Annotated in this window: 18 protein-coding genes and 1 tRNA gene; 9 read left to right on the plus strand and 10 right to left on the minus strand. The window is 37.5% G+C overall.

Features of this window, described 5'->3' with window-relative positions:
* Positions 1-31: 31 nt before the first annotated feature.
* The 5 genes from H3Z82_RS02340 to H3Z82_RS02360 form a co-directional block, all read right to left on the minus strand.
* Positions 32-2,446, minus strand: a complete 2,415-nt coding sequence (locus H3Z82_RS02340) for an ABC transporter permease (protein WP_182202286.1) — start codon at positions 2,444-2,446, stop codon at positions 32-34.
* A gap of 66 nt (positions 2,447-2,512) precedes the next feature.
* The gene (locus H3Z82_RS02345; protein WP_182202287.1) at positions 2,513-4,945 is read right to left on the minus strand and encodes an ABC transporter permease; all 2,433 of its coding nucleotides are present in this window, start codon (positions 4,943-4,945) and stop codon (positions 2,513-2,515) included.
* Positions 4,946-5,050: 105 nt separating this feature from the next.
* Positions 5,051-7,408 carry an ABC transporter permease gene (locus tag H3Z82_RS02350; protein ID WP_182202288.1) on the minus strand — a complete coding sequence of 786 codons (2,358 nt, stop codon included), beginning with the start codon at positions 7,406-7,408 and terminating at the stop codon, positions 5,051-5,053.
* 74 nt (positions 7,409-7,482) lie between these two features.
* Entirely contained in the window at positions 7,483-8,226 is a 744-nt protein-coding gene (locus tag H3Z82_RS02355) for an ABC transporter ATP-binding protein (RefSeq protein ID WP_182202289.1), read from the minus strand.
* 49 nt (positions 8,227-8,275) lie between these two features.
* A complete protein-coding gene (locus tag H3Z82_RS02360; RefSeq protein ID WP_182202290.1) occupies positions 8,276-9,529 on the minus strand; it encodes an efflux RND transporter periplasmic adaptor subunit in 1,254 nt (417 codons plus the stop codon).
* Positions 9,530-9,736: 207 nt separating this feature from the next.
* Between H3Z82_RS02360 and H3Z82_RS02365 the strand changes: the two genes are divergently transcribed.
* The 9 genes from H3Z82_RS02365 to H3Z82_RS02405 all read left to right on the plus strand — a co-directional run bounded on the left by H3Z82_RS02365 (position 9,737) and on the right by H3Z82_RS02405 (position 17,498).
* The gene (locus H3Z82_RS02365) at positions 9,737-11,080 is read left to right on the plus strand and encodes a sigma-54-dependent transcriptional regulator (RefSeq protein WP_182202291.1); all 1,344 of its coding nucleotides are present in this window, start codon (positions 9,737-9,739) and stop codon (positions 11,078-11,080) included.
* Positions 11,070-12,413 carry a sensor histidine kinase gene (locus H3Z82_RS02370; protein WP_182202292.1) on the plus strand — a complete coding sequence of 448 codons (1,344 nt, stop codon included), beginning with the start codon at positions 11,070-11,072 and terminating at the stop codon, positions 12,411-12,413. The genes H3Z82_RS02365 and H3Z82_RS02370 overlap by 11 nt, the downstream gene beginning before the upstream one ends.
* Positions 12,414-12,881: 468 nt before the next feature.
* A complete protein-coding gene (locus H3Z82_RS02375) occupies positions 12,882-13,739 on the plus strand; it encodes a hypothetical protein (RefSeq protein ID WP_182202293.1) in 858 nt (285 codons plus the stop codon).
* 84 nt (positions 13,740-13,823) lie between these two features.
* Positions 13,824-14,387 (plus strand): hypothetical protein, encoded by a 564-nt coding sequence (locus H3Z82_RS02380; RefSeq protein ID WP_182202294.1) that lies wholly within the window; start codon positions 13,824-13,826, stop codon positions 14,385-14,387.
* Positions 14,388-14,519: 132 nt separating this feature from the next.
* A complete protein-coding gene (locus H3Z82_RS02385) occupies positions 14,520-15,164 on the plus strand; it encodes a hypothetical protein (RefSeq protein ID WP_182202295.1) in 645 nt (214 codons plus the stop codon).
* Between the two features lie 111 nt (positions 15,165-15,275).
* A complete protein-coding gene (locus H3Z82_RS02390; protein WP_182202296.1) occupies positions 15,276-15,728 on the plus strand; it encodes a hypothetical protein in 453 nt (150 codons plus the stop codon).
* Positions 15,729-15,909: 181 nt separating this feature from the next.
* Positions 15,910-16,311 (plus strand): hypothetical protein, encoded by a 402-nt coding sequence (locus H3Z82_RS02395; protein WP_182202297.1) that lies wholly within the window; start codon positions 15,910-15,912, stop codon positions 16,309-16,311.
* Positions 16,312-16,323: 12 nt separating this feature from the next.
* Complete coding sequence (locus H3Z82_RS02400; protein WP_182202298.1) at positions 16,324-16,722, plus strand: hypothetical protein; 399 nt, start codon at positions 16,324-16,326, stop codon at positions 16,720-16,722.
* 95 nt (positions 16,723-16,817) lie between these two features.
* Complete coding sequence (locus H3Z82_RS02405) at positions 16,818-17,498, plus strand: hypothetical protein (protein ID WP_182202299.1); 681 nt, start codon at positions 16,818-16,820, stop codon at positions 17,496-17,498.
* A gap of 375 nt (positions 17,499-17,873) precedes the next feature.
* Here the strand turns inward: H3Z82_RS02405 and H3Z82_RS02410 are convergent, their stop codons facing one another.
* The 5 genes from H3Z82_RS02410 to trxA all read right to left on the minus strand — a co-directional run bounded on the left by H3Z82_RS02410 (position 17,874) and on the right by trxA (position 21,591).
* Positions 17,874-19,094, minus strand: a complete 1,221-nt coding sequence (locus tag H3Z82_RS02410; protein ID WP_182202300.1) for a site-specific integrase — start codon at positions 19,092-19,094, stop codon at positions 17,874-17,876.
* A 230-nt stretch (positions 19,095-19,324) separates the two neighbouring features.
* Positions 19,325-19,398: transfer RNA gene (locus H3Z82_RS02415), tRNA-Asp, on the minus strand.
* A gap of 120 nt (positions 19,399-19,518) precedes the next feature.
* Positions 19,519-20,448, minus strand: a complete 930-nt coding sequence (locus H3Z82_RS02420; protein ID WP_182202301.1) for a DUF58 domain-containing protein — start codon at positions 20,446-20,448, stop codon at positions 19,519-19,521.
* Positions 20,449-20,560: 112 nt separating this feature from the next.
* Positions 20,561-21,106 (minus strand): ClpP family protease, encoded by a 546-nt coding sequence (locus H3Z82_RS02425; RefSeq protein ID WP_182202302.1) that lies wholly within the window; start codon positions 21,104-21,106, stop codon positions 20,561-20,563.
* 167 nt (positions 21,107-21,273) lie between these two features.
* A complete protein-coding gene (gene trxA, locus H3Z82_RS02430; RefSeq protein ID WP_182202303.1) occupies positions 21,274-21,591 on the minus strand; it encodes a thioredoxin in 318 nt (105 codons plus the stop codon).
* Positions 21,592-21,684 lie beyond the last annotated feature (93 nt).

A 21,684-nucleotide genomic window follows, 5' to 3' on the forward strand; every position in this document is an offset into this window, starting at 1 on the left:
GGTTATTGAAACCTGTTAGGTCTAATTAAATTTATTCCGTTCTCAAACTTTTCACCGGGTTTACAATCGCCGCTTTTATCGCCCGGTAGCTCACCGCCAAAAGCGCAATAAGAATCGTAGCAATTCCAGTGAGCAAAAACATCCACCATTCGATAGTGATGCGATAGGCAAAATTTTCCAACCATTTGTTCATGGCCCACCAAGCAATGGGAATGGAAATCAAGATCGCCAAACCGATCAATTTCAAATAATCCTTGGACAACAACAGAATGATTCCAGAAATACTGCTTCCCAACACTTTTCGGATGCCGATTTCCTTGGTGCGCTGAAACGCGGTTAAAGTGACGAGACCTATCAACCCCAAACATCCAAGGATAATGGTAATAATGGTTGCCAGATTGATCATCTGCGATTGGCGCATATCAGACTCATATAGATTTTTAATCTCCGAATCATAAAATTCATAGGCAAAAGGGGCATTGGGATAATATGTTTTCCATTCCTTTTCCAATATACCCAGTGTCTTTTTCCACGCTGAAGAAGCCAAAGGCAATTTGATACTGAATCCATTCAACATATTCCTTTCTGTTGTAATCATCAGCGATAAAGGCTCCTTGGGAATATGAAGATCCGTTTGATAAAAATCGTTGATCACCCCTTGGATCGCAACGGTTTTTTCGGATGGCCCCTTCATTGCTTTTCCGATGGCCTCTTCATTGCTCAGAAACCCTAATCCTTTTCGGGCGGCTTCATTGATAAAAACACTTTCTAACGTATCTCGAAGTTGCGGCGCTCTGCCTGCCAAAACCTCAATGCCAAAAAAATCCAAGTAGTCCGGATCCACATATTTAAAATTCATGTTTAAGGTGGTTTCACCCGAATCTGTTATGCGCACCAAATTATTTCCCCAATACATGTCGTTCATCGGGGTATGTCCTAAGGACACTTGCCTAATTTCGGGGTGCTTCTTTAAGGCTTCCTTAAACAAAAACGGATCTACATCGGCATTCTGGTAGGATTTATAAGGAAGTTTTATGGTCACCACGGCGTCTTTATCAAAGCCCAGATCGGTCGTAATCATGTAATCAATCTGTGCAGCAATGACAAAAGCGCCGATCACAAAAACCTGTGCAATGACAAATTGAAAAACAATCATGGTCTTACGGATGTTAAGGTTTCCGATAGACAACCGGCCCGCACCTTGACTTTTGAGCACCTCTGAAACCTTTACCTTATTGATCAGATAGGCAGGATAAAGTCCGGTCAACACTGTCAAAACCAGCAACAGTCCCACAACAAAAAGTGAGATGGGCAAAACAGCCGAATACTCAGAAATTCTCGGAGGCATAAAGTCCGCATAAAAACTCTCAAAACCTATCATCATCGGAACAGCCAATACCAAAGCCAAAACAGTGATGATCAGAGTTTCATATAAAAACCCTTTCTTTAACTGCCCACTTTTTGCGCCTAAGGTCCTTCTGATCCCGATTTCCTTGTTTCTATAAGGAATTTGGGCGGTGCTCAAGTTGATATAGTTGATGCTTGCCATTAAAAGAATGAACACGCCAATCCCGATCAATCCAAACATCATTTTTTTGTTGGCACTGTAAACACCAGAATTAAAGTCCTGCGAGAAATGCTTTTCTGAAAGCGGAAGCAAACTGTATGCTGTTTTTCGGTCTGCACTTTTCCAGGATTCTGGAATCATATCTTCATATTTTTGATCCAGCACTTTAAGCAATCGATCCTTTTGGTTGGGTTTCAGTTTTACAAACAAATTGTAATCGCTATTAAAGCTAAACCAGTTGGCTTCGGTTTTTTCCTCATTGGTGATCGGCACAAACTCCTTTCCTTCAAAGCTGCTGGGGAACTCCAGGTCGGCCACAACTCCGGTTACTGTAAATGGAGTATTATCATAATGAATGGTTTTTCCAATCATTTTATCGACCGATACTTTTCCGAAATATGCTTCTGCCCTGGATTGGGTAAGCACCACTTGGTTGGGATATAAAAGCGCAGTTTTTTTATCTCCGGCCAACCAAGTGTACGTCACCATCTCAAAATAATCTGAAACAGTACTTTGGATATTTTTCGGGTCCTCATTTCGATAGGTTTCCCCATTGGGTTTTTCGATCGAGAGGTATTCAAAATACTTTCGGTTTAAGGGAACCACTTCTTCAATTTCGGGAAAGGTCTGGTCCACAAATTCTCCCACCGCCGATTGGACGCCACCAAACCCATGCTTCTCAGTGCCAGTGTAGCTCCAATTGACCAGCTGATAAATATTTTCCTTGTCGGGATGGTTTTTATCAAAGCTAAATTCATAATTGACAATCTTGAAAATAACCAAACACACCGCAACGCCAATGGCCAAACCAATGATCTTAAGGAAGGTAAAAAAACGATCCCGCCACAACTTTCTGAAAATAAATTTAAATTGAATCATGTTTTTATTTTTTAATGTCATAATCAATAATAACCGTCTTCTAAACCTGGCAGGTTTGTTGCCATGCTATTCTGTCCTCAAACTTTTGACTGGGTTTGCAATCGCAGCTTTAATACTTTGGTAACTTACCGTCAGGATTGCAATGATGATAACCAAGACCGCTGAAAAGATTAATATTTGCCAACTAATCTCTATCCGATAAGAGAAATCCTGTAACCACTTATTCATAACATACCAACCTAAGGGCAATGCAATGGCAGTAGCAATGCCAACCAATTTTAGAAAATCTGTGGTGAGCCCGAAGGTGATCTGGCTCACACTAGCGCCCAATACTTTTCTTACTCCTATTTCCTTAGTTCTTTTTTGGGCATTAAATGATGCTAGACCAAATAGTCCTAAACATGCAATAAAAATGGATAAAATGGTAAATATGATGAAGATACGTCCCAAACGTTGTTCTGCATCATAGGTGGAATTAAAGGCATCGTCCATAAATCGATAATTAAAGGGCTGGCCAGGGGCTTGTCCTTTCCATAGGCTTTCTATACTTGAAACAACACCTGAATAATCATCGGATTTTAATTTAATGGCCATTGATCCCGATGATTTATTTAAAAAGAGACCCACCGCTCCTATATTTTGATGCATCGATTCATAATGAAAGTTTTTAACGACGCCTATTATAGTATACGGTACAATATCATTAGGCCCGTTAGCCTCTGTGATTCTAGTTCCCAACACCTCTTGGGCATCTAAATTAAGATAAGCCAATACGGACTCATTAATGATGACTGCAGAAGAATCTGCAACCGATTGTTTGTTAAAATCACGACCTGCAATAAGCGTTATACCTAAAGTGCGGAGATAGTCAGTATCAACACCCCATTCTTGCATTTGGATGGCGTTTTGTTGTTCTGAATCTCCTTCCTGAAAAAATGAGCTGTCAGATCGACCGGATGGGGTTGGCAAAAAATTGCTCAACGTGGCATTTTGCACAGCGCTTAACTTGAGGACTTCATCCTTAAAGGCCCTTAACTGATCTCCAGCTGCGTAAGTATCATTGATAAGCAAAACCTGTTCTTTTTCGAAACCAAGATCTTTATTCTGAATAAATTTCAATTGCTCAAATACCACCAAAGTCCCTACAATCAAAATCATAGATACGGCAAATTGAAACACCACCAAAGTGCTTCTAACGGCTCCACCGCCAACGTTATTTTGACTGCCGCCCTTAAGGGTATCAACGGGTTTGAACCTCGACATAAAAAATGCTGGATAACTCCCTGAAAGAAGTCCTAATAATGCTGTTACAGAAATGATGACTAACCAAAATATAGGATTAGCAACTGGCAACGCTATTGATTTACCAGAGAGATCATTAAAAAACGGAAGCGCAATTAATGTGATAATCAAAGCGATAAGCATTGAAAAGAATGAGATAAGTCCTGATTCTGTTAAGAACTGTGCTATCAATTCTTTCTTATTGGAACCTAAGGTTTTACGTATGCCTACTTCTTTAGCTCTTTTCAGAGAATGCGCTGTAGAAAGATTCATGAAATTCACACAGGCCAGAAAAATGAGAAACAGCCCGATGAATGATAAAATGTAAACATTTTGAATACTACTATTTGAACTCATTTCAGTATTACGGTCTGAATATAAATGTATATCAGTAAGTGGCATGGTATAATACCGTACGTAATTACCAGAGGCTTCAAAAGATGCTTTGGTAATTCCTGGAAACACCTTTTGAGCCCATGGCACCATATACTTTTCAAACATACCATCAAGCTGTACTTGAAAATTATCGAGATCGGTATCAGGTCTTAATTTGACAAACGTAAAAAAGTTGAGACTGCCCCAAATATCTTCTCGAGAAGCTACGTTACCAGCCATTGCCATAAAAACACTATGATCTCTTAAAAATGAGTTTTTAGGTAAATCATCTATGACCCCAGTGACGATGTAGGTATCTTCATTGTTCAACACAACGCTCTTACCAATGGCATTGTCTTTTCCAAAATGTTTTTCTGCTACCATTTTTGTCAGAACCAATGTGTTTGCTTCTTTTAATGCGGTTTCTTTGTCTCCAGAAAGGAGTTCAATCCCGAATACTTTAAAAAAAGTGGAATCAACAAAAGTGGCTCCTCGTTCTTTTGAATTAGTAGATTCTTCACTATTCCTCATCAAGATACTCCCCTGATCCCTAAATCTGACCGTACTTTCAACTTTTGCGAAATCCTGTTCCAACGCAGCAGCCATAGGTGGAGCAGCTTCGGAAGATCTTCTTTCTGAACCCCCAAATTTGATGTCTGTATCAATTCGATAAATACGATCAGCATCTGCAAACATTTTATCATAGCTCAGCTCATCATAGATATACAATGCTATCAATAAGCTGCCAGCCATGCCAATCGCCAAACCAAACATATTGATCATCGTAAAAAATGGCTGTTTTTTCAAACTTCTAAATGCTATTTTGATATAATTTCTGATCATGATTGTTCGTTTTTTGATTGTTCTAAAGACCTAACAAATTTTTGAACTTAGCGAAGCGATCTTACGCTGCGAAGCATGTAAACCTGTTAGGTTTGTGTGATGACCTTACTCTGTCCTCAAACTTGTTACCGGATTCGCAATAGCCGCTTTAATGGCTTGAAAACTGACGGTTGCCAACGCAATAACCTGCGCCATGGCAGCGGCAATAAAAAAAGTCCAATAGTTGATGTCAATACGGTAAGCAAAATCCTGCAACCAATTATTCATTAAAAAATAGCCTGCTGGAATAGCGATTATCATAGCAATCATCACTAGTTTTAAAAAATCTGCGGATAATAATTTTACGATGTTGACAACACTAGAGCCAAGCACCTTGCGTACGCCTATTTCTTTTTTTCGTTGCTCTGCCGTATATGCAGACAGACCAAATAATCCCAAACAAGAAATAATTACTGCAAGTAATGCAAAGACTTGGGAGAGTTTGCCTACCAGGTTTTCGCTTTGAAACTTTGCGTTAAAACTTGAATCTACAAATTCATACTCAGGCGGAAATGCAGGATTATACTTAGCTAAAGTTTCTTCTATCTGATTTATAGCCGCGTTTAGATCTGCGGTTGAATCAACTCTCATGTATAGATAGCGTGCCTCGCTATGATTGTTTATAAACATTACAGGATCACTAGTACCGTACATATCGCCGTACAGATAATCTTCGGCCACGCCCGTAACGGTGTAACTATCACCCCAACGGTTTATAGTTTTACCAATGGCACTGTCGTCGCCCATAAGTTTAGCAAAAGATTCACTAATGATAGCGCTGCTACTATCTTTTGCGATAGTACTGCTAAAATTGCGACCTTCCTTTAATGTAATTCCAACGGTTTCAAAAAAACCATTACTAACGTAGCGGTAGGAAATTAGTATATCTTCAGTATCGATGCCACCTTTCCAAGTCAATCCAGAACCATTATTACCAGCGTTGAGAATCTTAGAATTACTTAATGCCATATGATTCACAGTATGGGTAGCCAGCAAATCCTGCTTTATAGGGCTGAAATTCTTAACAATATCACCCTTCACGGGAATTCTTAATAAATTTTCTTTGTTGTAACCCAATTCTCTGCTTTTCACATATTGAATCTGTTCGTAGACCGTAAATGCACTGATAATAAATACAATAGAGATTACAAATTGCCCAATGACCAATCCTTTTCTTATCAAATTAGCGCTTCGAGAGGTGGTTTTCATGCCTTTCATGACTTCCACAGGATTAAATGAGGACAGATAAAATGCAGGGTAAAGCCCAGCCAAAATGCCCAAACTAAGTGTAATGGTAAACAAACCAAGTAGATGTAGCGGGTCATCCCAACCCATGATGAGTTGTTTTTCAATGAGCATATTAAATTGCGGCAATAGAATGGCAATCAATGCCACGCCCAACAATCCAGCAATTAAGGTGGTCATTACAGATTCAGTAATAAACTGATAGATGAGACTACGTTTATCAGAACCTAGTGCCTTGCGTACACCGACTTCATTGGCTCTTTTTTCGCTTCTTGCGGTTGCCAGGTTCATAAAATTGATACTGGCAATCAATAAAATAAAAAGGGCTATTATAATAAAAAGCTTCACATACTGTATACGTCCCCCAGCCTGTTCGCCGTTTTCAAAATTATCCCTCAAACGCCAGTCCTTCATAGCATGTAGGAAGAAAACGGTATCATCCTCCTCAAATTTGTCCATCACAAAATCCCGAACACCCTGATTAACGGTTTCAAAGTTTGCAGTAGGCGATAGTTTTACAAATGTCGTGGCAAAATTAGCTCCGTATTCCTTAGTCCAAGGATTCTCCAATTCAAAATTCCTAAACGGCACTAGACACTCAAATCCAAAGGTGACGTTGTTAGGCAAATCTTCCACAACACCAGTGACCTTAAACTCTTCAGCATCATTAAGACGGATACTTTGACCCAAAGCAGGAACATTTTTACCAAAAATCTGATTTGCCAGGGTTTGAGTGATTACAATGGATTTTACATCAGTTAATGCATTGTTGGCATTTCCTTCCACAAATTCAAGTTTAAAAATATCCAGATATTCTGGATCTACATACCAACCGGATTTATTGACAGATTTGTCATTGGCGTTAAGCAAAAAGTCACTTTGCCATGTTTTTGCCGAGTGCTCGATTCCTGGAACGGATTCTTTAAGTTCGGCAGCTAGCGGTCCAGGTGTTGCCTGAGTAAAGGTCCGCCATTGCCCATCATATTTTTGGTTGCTAGGAATGGTGTAAATCAAATTGGAGTCAGCAAAATTGGAGTTGTAATTAACCTCGTCCTCAACCCATAAAAAAATTAAGGCGGCGCAGCAAATCCCGATGGCCAAACCGAAAATATTTAGAAAGCTATATCCTTTATTTTTCCATAGGTTCCGCAATGCGATTTTAAGATAGTTGATAAACATGAGTGTTCGTTTTTTGATTGATGATGTTTTATAGACCTGACAGGTTTTGAAACCTTTCACGTCTGGATTGCAACTTATTTTACTTCCGCAGGAGTAAGCGTACCACCTTCGGTGGTTAGGGGCCTTTCTGAACTTTTAAAATCCGCCAAAATATTCTCCGTCACTTTCTGGCCATCTAGCATGCGGATGATGCGGTGGCTGTATTTTGCATCATGTTCACTGTGGGTGACCATTATAATAGTAGTTCCAGCTTCGTTCAGTTCAGTCAATAGACCCATAACTTCATTACCATTACTGCTATCCAAATTCCCTGTAGGCTCATCAGCAAGGATGAGTTTAGGGTTGTTCACTACGGCTCTCGCTACCGCCACTCGCTGTTGCTGACCTCCCGATAATTGTTGTGGAAAATGTTTCCGACGGTGCATGATTTGCATCTTTTCTAAAACTGCGTCCACACGTTCCTTTCTTTCGGCAGATTTGACACCGGTATAAATCAGCGGAAGCTCTACGTTTTCAAACACCGTAAGTTCATCTATAAGATTAAAACTTTGAAAGACGAAACCAATGTTGTGCTTGCGCAGTTCTGCACGCTTCCGTTCATTGAAACCGGACACCTCAATATCGTTGAACATAAAGCTGCCGCCATCAGGATCATCCAAAAGCCCCAAAATATTGAGCAAGGTTGACTTTCCGCAACCAGATGGTCCCATTACGGCTACAAACTCACCTGTTTTTACGCTAAACGACAGTTTGTTTAAGGCAATCGTTCGGACTTCCTCTGTGGCGTAATATTTTTCTAAATCTGTTATTTTTATCATTTTCTTATTGCTTATCGTTGGTATTTGTTTTTTTTGATTCTGAATCCTATTAATCTTTCAACACCAGTTCCTGCACGTCGCCATAATTATCATAGCTACTGGTGATCACTTTATCGCCGGGTTGTAATCCACTCAGGACTTCATAATATTCTGTGTTCTGACTCCCCAAAGTAATATCGACTTTATAGGCCGTATCGCCATTTTCGTTGATCTTAAAAATCCAATTGCCACCAGTCTGCTGAAAAAATCCACCCTTTGGAATCATCACTGCTTGTTTCTCATCGCTTAAAGCAAGTCGGATCTGCAAGGTCTGACCGCGACGGATGCCTTCAGGAACCTCTTCTTCAAACTGCATGTCCACTTGAAAGCGACCATTGGTGACCTGAGTGTACACTTTTTTAATACTCAGACTAAAACTTTTTCCACCTACACTAAACTTTCCTTTTTGTCCGTTATAAATCCTCGTGATATAATGTTCGTCAATATCGGCACGAACTTTAAATCCGCTCAAAACATCGATCTGCCCCAAACGTTCGCCTTTGTTCTTAGATTGACCAATTTCAGCATCCAAAGAGGTTAGCTGCCCATCCACAGGTGCTTTTACCACAAGATCTGCTACTTTTCTGCGCATCAGTTCCAAGGCATTTTGGGTCCGAGCGTAACTGCTTTGCACTTGATTTTGCTCCTGTTTTACGGCAATAGAATCTTGACCCAATATTTGTTTGGAAAGAAGCATCCGCTCTTTTTGATAATTGTATTCATTTTGGGCTTTGATCAAGTCCTGTCTTCCAATGGCTTTCTTTTCGTATAACCTGCTATTAAGATCATAAACCCGCTTTGCTTCAATCAAACCACTTTCCACATCCGTATATTGGTTGAGTTTATTAATGGTATTTTGTCGTGCAGCATTTTGTGAGATCTGCATTTGGGTCAAAAGGTTATAAACCTGAGTTTCTTGATTTATAAGACTCAACTCTAAATCCGTATTGGAGAGTCTCAAAATAGGCTCCCCTTTTTTTAGAATGGCACCATCTTCAACAAATTTCTCTTCCACACGACCACCTTCCAAAGCATCTAAGTAGATGGTTGTAATGGGCAAAACAATGCCGTTGACGGGAATATTTTCCTGAAAAACGCCCTTTTCAACCGTACTAATGCTGATGCGTTCCTTCTCGACGTTCAATTTTGAACCGCCCATAGAGGATAAAATCACAAAAACGATGAGTGCCAACAAAAGAATAACCCCGCCTATAATGAGTAGTTTTTGGTTTGAAAATCGTTTCTTTTCTAATTGGATGTCCATATAATGTCTTGTTTTTCAGTTAATAGATACTGAATATGATGCCAAAACAGCAATTCACTCATTTTCAACATGATAACTATTTTAGTGCAATTGTAAAGTGTTCGGTTTTGAGACACTCTCTGTTCGGTGTTGATACACTTTTATTAATTCACAATTATGGTTTGAGAATCCGCTAATAAAAGACTTGAATTTATTAATATTGTAGTGATGCTACTTCATAATGCCAAAATATTAGTTGTTGATGACGATGAGGATGTCCTTATTGCACTTCGGCTTTTGCTAAAATCAAAAGTCAAAGAAGTGGTTACCAGCAAAAATCCAAATATGATCCTCAGTTTGATACAGGAACATGCATTTGACCTGGTCATCTTGGACATGAATTTTAACGGTTTGGTCAATACGGGCAATGAAGGGATTTTCTGGCTGAATAAAATAAAAAAACAGAAAGCTGAGATTGACGTCATCCTGATTACGGCTTATGGCGACATTGATTTGGCCATACGCTCTTTAAAAGAAGGGGCTTCGGATTTTATTGTCAAGCCATGGCAGAACAATAAAATACTGGAAACCGTTCGCGAACATGTTGAGAAACAGAAAAAAAAGCAACCAAAAAAGCTTCACTTAGATGCTGAGACTCAAATTATAGGTGAAAGCGAACCCATGCAAGACGTGTTTGTCAAACTGAACAAAGTAGCGCCAACCGACGCCAACATCCTAATACTTGGCGAAAACGGCACCGGTAAAGATCTTATTGCCAAAGCGATCCACGACAATTCCCTTCGAAAAAATAAGCCTTTCATAAAAATAGATGTCGGGTCTTTAACGGATTCACTTTTTGAAAGTGAACTTTTCGGATACAAAAAAGGTGCCTTTACAGATGCACGAGAAGATCGAAAAGGCCGATTTGAATCTGCTGAAGGTGGCACTCTTTTTTTGGATGAAATTGGCAATATCACCCTACGGCAACAAGCAAAATTATTAACGGTTCTACAAAATAGGCAAGTCACACCTTTGGGGGCCAATCAACCAATACCAATTGATATCCGCTTAATCTGCGCCACCAATGTGCCGATTAAAGATTTGGCCGATGAAGAACGTTTCAGAAAAGATTTAATCTACCGCATCAATACAGTCGATATCACTATTCCACCTCTGCGTGAAAGAGGCTCAGACATGACACTTCTTGCCAACCATTTTGTTGATTTTTATGCTGAAAAATACGGGAAAAACACTTTTAGTCTTTCTGTAGAATTTCTTAAAAAGCTTAAAAGCCATCATTTTAATGGTAACGTGCGCGAATTGCAATATACTTTAGAGCGCTCAGTTATTATGGCAGAACATCAGACTCTCGAAGCTGAAGATTTAATCTTTTCAGCAATCGAACAACCTCAGTTAAAGGTGAGCCAGAATGAAACAAATCTGGATGCGCTCGAAAAGAATACCATACTTGCGGTAATAGAAAAAAACAACGGAAACATCTCTAAATCCGCTAAGGAATTAGGCATTACTCGCGCCGCACTCTATCGCAGACTCCATAAATATGACCTATAAAAGCTATTTATTTGCACTTACAGTTCGGGTTTTAGGACTGTTAATAGCCTTAACGCTCTTGGCTTTTGGAATTGTATGGTTTCATACTTATGCGCTTTTGGGCGGGACACTTCTATCTGTTATTGCTGTATATAATTTATATCGGTTTGTAATCAAGCGCTTTTTGGAAGTGGACGACTTTTTTGAATCGGTAAAATATCGCGACTTTTCGAGATGGTTTGTTGAAACCAAGGGTCCACAAGACATACGCCAATTGCACAAAGGTTTTAATCTCGTCAATAAAACAATCAAAGCCATAGACAGTGAACGTCAGGCACAGTTTGTATATCTACAGAAAATATTGGAGATGGTCAACATAGGAATTATTGCCTATAACGTGGAAAGTGGTGATGTGCTTTGGGCAAACGACTCTTTATTAAAGACCTTAGATTTCCCTTCTTTCAAAAACATAAGCTTTGTTGAAAAAAGACGTCCAAAAATTTATGACGAATTGTTTGAGACCTACCATTCCAATACCACCTCTGTGACTTTGGAAATGCGACAAGAAACCTTAAAAGTTTTAATCTCTGATACCGTTTTTGAAATGGCCGAAGATTCGTTTAAGCTCATTGTTCTTCAGAATATAGAAGAAACTTTGAACAGAAACGAAAGCGAGGCCTGGAAAAAACTATTGAGTGTGATGACACATGAAATTATGAACAGCATTGCGCCAATCACTTCCTTGGCCGAAACGCTTCAGAAAAACATTCAGGAATCCATGGAACAACCTCATCCCGAAACATTGGAATTGGAGGATATCAATGCGGGCCTGAACAGTATAAAAAAGCGAAGCGAGGGCTTGATGAAATTCGCAAAAACCTATCGCAGCCTGAACAAAGTTACACACGTCAACAAAACTAAAATAAAAGCTTCCGTTCTGTTCGACAACATAAACGAGCTGATGAAACCATCACTGGAAAATAAAGAAGTAACACTTGTTTTTAAATTGGATGATCCCAATCTGAGCTTTGAGCTTGACGCTTACCTTATAGAACAAGTACTCATCAACCTTATTTTGAACGCTATTGATGCTACAGAAGGTATTCGCCAACCGCAAATTATTGTTTCAGCAGATTTGAGTCACAAGGCTACTGGTCAAATAAAAGTAGCGGACAATGGCAGCGGTATTCCAGCAGAGATCATGGACAGTATTTTTGTGCCCTTTTTCAGTACTAAAAAAACGGGAAGTGGGATCGGTCTGAGTCTTTGCAAACAGATCATGTTATTGCACGGTGGTAAGATTCAATTGCAAAGTTCAGAAAACCAGGGCACGTTGGTGAGTTTACTTTTTTGAATTTACACTTTTAAAAATTCTGATTCATAACTTAGAAACAAAAATTAATATTAGTTATTTTCTATTTTTTCAGTCAAATGGAAAGGAAATAGGCCGAAAAATATATAAAGACAATAATTGACTTGAATCACGTAATACTTGCTTTCAAATCCCACACTATATCAGCTCACCGATGTTCAATTGAATGTTTTGACCCAATCACAGCTTAACAGCCTTCACCTGATCAATTCTGTAACTTAAGAAAGTTATTTCACTATAAAAGAAGTACTACCAAAAGGTTTCAGTCAATGCTAATATCAAGGATTATTCCCAATCATATTTTATCGATTATATACATAATCCATCTCAATAAATTTTCTATTTTAGCCCGATAAAAAACATGATTGAATTTTAAAGTTTATGTATTGTTTTAGGAAACTTTCATTCAATTCTTTATTTATCCACGCTTTAACATTTTATCCAAAGACAATGAAAAATAACACTGTTTTCTTATTCGCTATTATTTCGGTAATAGTATGCAGCTGCGCCACTCAAATGAAAATTAAAGGGACACCATCAGGTGCACTTCAACCTCTTTCTAAGACAGAAAGTGTTGTCATCATTGAAGAAAACGAAAGAATCACACCTCATGAAAACGACATAAAAATCGGGAATTTCGAAATAAAAGACGGAGGGATGAGCTTTGACTGTAGCTATGATAGAGTTAAGAATTTAGCCAAGCAAAAGGCGAGAAGTGTCGGGGGTAATTCCGTGAAAATAACCGAACATAAATTACCAAGCGGCTTATCAGTTTGTCATCGTATAAAGTTTGAAGTCTACAAATTAGAGAATACAGCAGAATTTGAAAAGGAATTGATATGGAGTTCCACTAATAAATTGAAATGGGAATATTTTAAAGATTCACCAAAAATAGATAGGACTTCCTTTTTTTGTGGTTATATAGATGTGCAGTTTAACGACGTAAACTTTTTAAACGGTAAAGGCGAGGTCAATATTTATCCAACATTTCTATTCGAATGTTCATACGTCCAACCATTGAAAATGAGTAAATACTTACTGGAATACAACCAAGTCAAATTTGATCTTTTAGAGATCTATTCAAGAAAAATGAGAAGCGAGTTTGATAAATCAGAAATCAATACCCAAGAAAAATGGACAAAGTTTGCAAAGACTATCTACGATAAAGTCTATAGGGAATATGAAACAGATATTTTCAATCTCGAAACGGAAACAAGCTTTGGCGAAAACGAGTCCGCATTGGTAGGCTGGAAATTTAAAACAGAAACAGGTTTAAAAGAACATACTGAGTTTTCTTCTGAAATATAGCCTTAAATTGCTTGTCCAAATTAGCTATTATTTTGCAACTCCTTATTTAATTAAACATGAAGAAGTCAAAACGTAATTAAGTTTATGAGATATATTTTAATACCCTTATTTATTCTCGGAATAGTTCTAAATGCAAATTCACAAAGTGTCAGTGTTGAAAAATCAACCTTCGGGGTTCAAACTGGCTTCTTAGGAGTTTGGGTGCATAACGAATCAAAACTAACGAATCTTATCTCATTACGAAGTGAAATTGGGCTCGATACAGGAATTTATGGGAGCGATAGCAATAATATTAATGGATTTTTGCTTGCACCCGCAATAACAATAGAACCGAGATGGTACTATAATTTAAACAAACGGAAAAGCAAATCTCGACGAACAGATGGTAACAGCGGCAACTTTATCTCAATAAAGACCACATATCATCCTGATTGGTTTATCATTTCGAATGAAAGCAACCTCAATTTTATTACTGACATCTCTATTGTACCCACTTGGGGAATCAGAAGGAATCTTGGCAACCACTTCACATATGAGGCTGGTTTCGGAGTTGGATACTTACACTACTTTAAAAAAGATAACGTGGTTTTAATAAACGAAGCTGATGTCGCAGTGAATTTACATTTGCGAATTGGGTATCGTTTTTAGAACAAAGCGCTTCACCATCCCTCCTATGGGTATCTTAAAAGCAAATCATAAAGATAACGACTCATACCGGCCATTTAATCTGATACTTTTATAAAAAATTACGGCAGCACCTTTTCACAAATAAAATCAAGCATGAAAAAAATCCTAACACTACTTACTTTATGGATTCCAGTTTTAATGGTCTCCCAAAATCCTTTTGATTTATTAAATGCAGGAAAAAGCATATTTCAAAATTCTATTCCTGATCAAATTCCCAAAGCCTGGTTTTCTAATGTTGAGATTGAATTTGGGGTAAATAGCCAGGTCGAATATGACTATGCTTTGTATGATCGAAATGATAAATTAGTTTCGGGCATGGGAATTAATCTTGAAAGAAAAGTATCGTACGGAATTCTATACAGCATAAATTATCCAGTGTTAAACAAACTAACTATTGGAGCCATGAGTGGAGTCCAATACCAAAGTCAGCAAAAGATATCCGCCTTAAAAATAGGAGGAATTTTACGGTATCATTTTATAAATTATGAAAGTGTGAATATCAATTTAATGACTGCCTATAATATCGCACTAAGTAATAATATAGAAAGTCAAATGGGAAACATTAGATTAGGGCTACAATTTCCCATCACAAAAACGGATGCCTTTAATTTAAACTTAAATGTTTTTGGTGATTATAACTATTATGTTGTTAGAGAAAAAATACTCAATGAATTATACGAAAGCCCAAGAACATTAATCTTCAGGTCCTATGGTTTTAGTCTGGGACTACAATTTTAACACGAAATATCCAACTTAATACATCTCAAAAGTGCTTTCTTGAATTCTCTAAAATAAAGTTGGTAGCTTTACATAGTTCAAGAATAACACTTAATCAATAAATGTATTTTTATGAAAAAGCTGCCTTCCCTACTCATAATCCTTGTTCTCACATTACATCTCTTGTCTTGCAGTAAAAAGGATGACCCTGCAACTTCGGCTTTATGTGATGAATTCGTCATCATTAACAATGATATGTTTAAAAATCGTCTAGACGATGATGGCACCGGAAGAAATGGTTTTGAAATCATCTCGGCAGAAATCATAGAGGACTGCTTGGTCATTGGCATCCTAACAGGCGGTTGCACGGGAGATACCATAGAAATGGACTTGGTAGATGCCGGTAGAGTTTCCGAAACATCAGTCTTACAAAGAGATTTAAAGTTATTTATCGACAACACAGAACTCTGTAACGCCATAGTTGGAAAAACAATGTCATTTGACCTTACGCCTCTAAGAACTCAAAATAAAGAAATAACGTTAAATTTGGAAAGATGGGATGGGCAACTGATCTATGCCTATTAAGTCATCTCCCAAATTTTTTTGAAAACAAAAAAAACATTAAGGTTAAATCCAAAATATAAATATAGGGTCAGCGAGTTTCTAATTCTCTTGAGGTCTCACACCTAATTATTTGCAATGCTCTTGACGCAACCTTTTGTCTGATTTTGCATCTTATAAAAAATCATACACAATCAAACTAACTATGAGCCCAAAGAAAATCATCCTACTACTTTCCACTATGATATTCGGTTTGCTCGTAAGCTGTAGTGACGATGATAAAAATGAGGACTGCATTTCGAACCAAGCTGCGTTTGTCACTTCTGTTGACGCTCCCAAGACAGGAACACTGAATAAAACCCTTAATATCGAAGTAAGTTTTCAGGTCAATAACGGCTGTGGAGGTTTTGGGGATTTTATTGAAAAGAAAGACGGAAACACGCGAGTTATTGAAGTTGAAGCAAAATATGTTGGTTGTATTTGTACAGATAACCTCCCAATACGGACGGTTAATTATGAATTTATCACCAATAAAGCTGGAAATCACGAGTTGAAATTTAAATCAAGTCCAACGGAATTCATCACTATTAATCTAACAGTAAACTAAAACACAACGATTATGAAACCACTTCTTAAAGCTTTCTTATTTCTATTTATTATTATCAATATCGGATGCGAGAATGACAATGACTCCATACTGATTGATGAGTCGGACATACTGATTGGGTATTGGATCAACCCTGTCTATAGCGACTCAGGAACTACATTTGAAAGAGCCAACAGATTCAAAGATGACGGCTATGGCGTGGCATTTTTAACAGAAAACATAAGCTTGGAAAGAAGCTCGGGATGGTGTGGCACTCCGCCGCTAATATTTGCCGATTTTCAAGGAAAATGGAAAAAAAATGATTCCATAATTACCATTACCATTGATAATGGACTGGGTGGCGTAATGGATAACCATTGGAAAATAAAAACATTGGATGAAAAGCATCTCGTCATTGAAAGAATGCCATAATATTACAGTGCACATTAAAGACAGTCAATGTGAGACTTTATGAAGCAAAGATTCAACTTTTTCAATAAAAACTCATCTACTAAGACTACATTAATATGAGAAATTATATTTTATTTCTATTGGTTGTCATATCCTTAATAAGCTGTTCTAATGGTGATGACACTGAAATTAACCAAGGTTCTTGTGATTTTATAAATTTTAAATATTATAACGGAAGCCAGGATTTGTTGGGAGAAATTTCAAACGATTATATTTTAATTGCAGTTGATAGTATTTATCCGGATCATGAAATTAAAAATTTCATTTCAACACTAAACCCTTTTAATCAAAACTACGACTACCAGATTCATAAAGTTGCAAATTATAAGTTTAAAGAAATACCTTTAAAGCTAAACGCTCCCAAAAGTTGTGAAGAAATAACCAAATTAATTTCAGACTTAAATCAAAACCCCATCATCTCATATGCGCACTTTACATTCAAAACAAATAACTGTACGAATCTGATTTGGGAACCCATAGGTAATTTATGTGTTGACAGTTATGGAAGTAATTTTTATGTAAAAGTATTGGATGAAAACGATTTGACAGATCTAAACCAAATGATCGCTCAAACAAACACGGAACTCGTCGGACAAAATCAATTTATGGAAAGATGGTTCGAGTTAAGAGCTACAAAAGAATCCAATGGCGATGGATTGGCAATGGCAAATTTCTTCTATGAATCTGGACTTTTTGAACACAGTGAGCCTGGAATCTCAAAATATCCAGTTGAGTAATTTAAAGTGAATTGACCAAATAATTAATCATTAGCAAATTGAAAAATAGAAACTTAGCCTTGACAAAAATCATCTCTAAATCTCGTACTTTTCTATTAAAGACACTGACGTAGGGTAAAATTTAAATATGAGCGGAAAAAGAATAAAATAATAAGATGTTGAAAGAAAAAAACTAATAACTGTATATTAACACTCACTAAAAGCAGTCATTAGTGCGGAATCCTTATTAAAGGAAACTACCTCATTAGAATAAATTATTTTAATTCAATTTTACATCTGATTAAACTTATTAGCCACATATTGATTCGTTCTCATAAATAAACATTCCCAATTCAATCGTTAAAAGATCTATTACAGATTCACTTTATTAGACGGTCACTCTATAATCAACCTCAATTTCTCCATATCCTGACTCACCTTTTTCTCTACTACTTGTGCATAAATTTGGGTTGTTGCCAATTTCGTATGACCTAATAATTTAGACACTGTTTCAATCGGAACACCATTACTTAAGGTAACGGTCGTAGCAAAAGTATGTCGTGCCATGTGAAACGTAAGGTTCTTTTTGATGCCACAGAGATCTGCTATTTCCTTCAGATAGCTGTTCAGTTTTTGATTGGAAAGTTTGGGCAAAAGGTGATCAGTGTCATAAGTTCTTACGTGCTCACTGTATTTGCCAATTAAATGTCCAGCCTTTGCCAGTAAAGGAATTTTAAAGGGAGTGCCCGTTTTTGTTCTCGTGGCCATTATCCATGGATTACCATCGATTCCGATTGCAATATTTTCGTTTGTCAATTCTATGATATCACTATAGGATATGCCTGTGTAACAACTGAAGACAAATAAATCTCTTACAACGATCAAACGTTCAATTGAGGAAGTGAGATCCTCAACAGCCTGTAATTCTGCCTTTGTAAGGAAAACCCGTTCTTTCTTCTCAATCTTCATTTTAAAATTGACAAAAGGATCCCTGTCAATCCATTCCATACGGTATGCAAGCGTGACCATCCTACGCAGGCGTTTAATATGTTTCATCGCGGTATTGTTACCGATTTTGGATTGCCCTGCTTTAGGAATATAAGAACGTAGAAAATTCTCAAAACCTACGATGAAACTATATTTGAGTTTTGCCAAGGGAATATCATCCATATGGAATTCCTCGGAAATGAACTCCAACATATAACGTTGGCTGGTCTTATATTGGGCCATCGTATTTTTATGCAACTTATGTTGCATTTTTTCATTATAATATACAATTAGGCCCTGAAAGGAAAGATTGTTTTTATCTTCACCCAAAAAACGAGCTTTTATCATCTGGGAATTCAAGCCTATGCCTTCCGACTGAAATTGCTCATATATTCTTTGAATTTTGGTTTGCACCTCATTCAGATACTGATTTAAAATTCGGGCATCTTTTCCCCTTCCGACCGCGCGTTGACACTTTTCATCCCAAGTAGTGATATCAATTTTTCTTTTTAAACTGATGTTCACTCGCTGACCGTCAACAGTAATCCGGACGTAGATATTTGTTTGATTTTTAATTGCCCGTTTAGTGTACACCCAAAACAGGATAGAAAATGTTGAAGAAGTTCGCATAGTTGTCGTCTTTAATAATTATACATTACTTAGACGAAAGTCAAATCAACTAGACTTAGAACATCAAGATACATCTTTTTTAACACAATGTTGACGATTAAAAAATGATGTTGACGATCTGTGACCTTTTAGAATCAAATAAAACCAAATTCTATGAGTGTCCTAAAAAGCTAAAACCCTGTAAATCATAAGATTTACAGGGTTTTGAAAGAATTTGATTTCCTCTTTTGCGGTCTGGACGGGACTCGAACCCGCGACCTCCGCCGTGACAGGGCGGCATTCTAACCAGCTGAACTACCAGACCGTTGCGTTAATGCGAGCCTGCCCGATTAAACTTATCGTTTTCATCGCTCAGGCGGGTGCAAATATACACTGCATTTTCAATATCACAAACAATTTAGAGCATTTTTTACAAAAATATTGCTTACTTAAATTTTCCACGCGCTACCATGTATGTAGTCAGGATTTTATCGAAATCTTTTGTGATGTCTGCTTCTACATATTTAATTTGATATTGACCACATTTAAGCCTTAATTCATTAAAATAAGAACCTACCGCATCTTCATAAGTCTCTTTAATGGTATCTGGATATAAATTAATGTGCTCTCCAGTTTCAACATCTATAAATCGCTTTGGCGTATTTTCAAAATCAAAAGTAAGCTCCTTGTCCTTATCGAATACGTGAAATAGGACCACTTCGTGTTTTTTATGTTTTAAATGCCGTAGTGCTTCAAACAATCTTTCTTGATCTGTAGTGGTCTGAAACATATCCGTAAAAAAGAAAATCAACGATCTCCGATGGATTTTCTCCGCAATTTGATGAAGATAGGTATAAGTTTCCGTTTGCTTATTGACTGGTTTTGAAACTACCGTCTTGCTCAATTCACTCAACAGCATTTGATGATGACGCTCACTGCCTTTTTCAGGCGCGTAATAATCATAAGCATCACTATAAATACTCATACCAACGGCATCGCGTTGTTTTTTAAGAATATGCATTAAACTGGCTGAAGCCAATGCAGAAAATGCTATTTTATTCAGGCTATTAATCGAGAACTCGGTCATTTCAGGATAATGCATCGAACTGCTGTTGTCAATAATCAAGTGGCATCGTAAATTGGTTTCCTCATCATAGCGTTTGGTAAACAGCTTATCCGTTTTTGCGTATAGTTTCCAATCGATATGTTTTGTGCTCTCGCCTTGATTGTAAATCTTATGTTCAGCAAACTCAGCCGAAAATCCGTGAAATGGACTTTTATGCATACCAGCAATAAACCCCTCAACTACTTGTTTGGCGAGAAGCTCGAGGTTTTTAAAACCACCTGTCTTATTGAGTTCTGACTGTAAGTTCATCAATTTAGATATTGGATCGCTTTTTTAGAATTAAGACTGGTGTTTTCATTAATTAAAACTCCATTATCAAAAGAGTCACTCGTCTTAATTCTTGGCACTTAATACATTGTTCTTATTTTATAATTTCATCCACTATGCCATAAGCCACAGATTCCTCTGCACCCATCCAATGGTCGCGGTTAAAATCCTTCATTACTTTTTCAATGGTTTGCCCACAATTTTCGGCCAATAACTGCGCACTCAATTCTTTGGTTTTCAAAATTTCCTGTGCCGTAATTTCAATGTCACTTGCTGGTCCGCGTGCACCGCCACTTGGCTGGTGTATCATCACCCGTGCGTGCGGCTGAATAAAACGCTTTCCTTTTGCGCCTGCTGACAATAGAATAGATCCCATAGAGGCCGCAAAACCTGTACAAATGGTAGACACCTCACTGTTTAAGGATTTCATGCAATCATAAATAGCAAATCCTGCAGTTACATAACCACCGGGACTGTTAATGTATAACTGGATATCCTTGGTTTCTATGGCATCCAAATACATCAAACGGTCAACGACGTGTTTTGCAGATTTATCATCTACTTGCCCCCAAAGGAAGACTTTGCGCTCTTCAATCAATTTACTATCGATTAGATCTTGTACTTTTAATTTATTGCTCATTTTATATAGTTATATTTTTATCTAAAATAAAAAAAGGTTTGCCATTACAACAAACCTTTTATCATATTATCTGAATATTATGCTTTTTTGAAGTCAGATAGCATCTCCCATCACAATTATGTAGTTCTTATTGATTGTAATGCCAGTTGCTTCTCTGAAATTATCGACTATAGAAGCTCATCGATTGCATCAGTATAGGCGTTTTTTGGAGCTACACCAACCTGTCTTCCAACCACTTCTCCGTTTTGAAAAACCAAAACCGTTGGAATATTACGCACACCATACTTGGCAGCAAACTCTTGATTTGCATCAACGTCTACTTTTCCAACTACAGCTTTACCGTCGTACTCTTCGCTGATTTGATCGATGATTGGTCCAACCATTCTACATGGTCCACACCAAGCGGCCCAAAAATCCACGACTACCGGCTTATCACTTTTCAAAACCGTTTCTTCAAAGTTTGCATCTGTTATTTCTAATGCCATATTTTCTATGTTTTAATTGTTGTTTTTTACTTAAAGACACAAAATTAGTCAAAATATTTGCCAATCCTTACACGCTTAACATTTGTTTTGCTT

Source organism: Gelidibacter maritimus (assembly GCF_014062315.1).
Classification (GTDB): Bacteria; Bacteroidota; Bacteroidia; order Flavobacteriales; family Flavobacteriaceae; genus Gelidibacter; species Gelidibacter maritimus.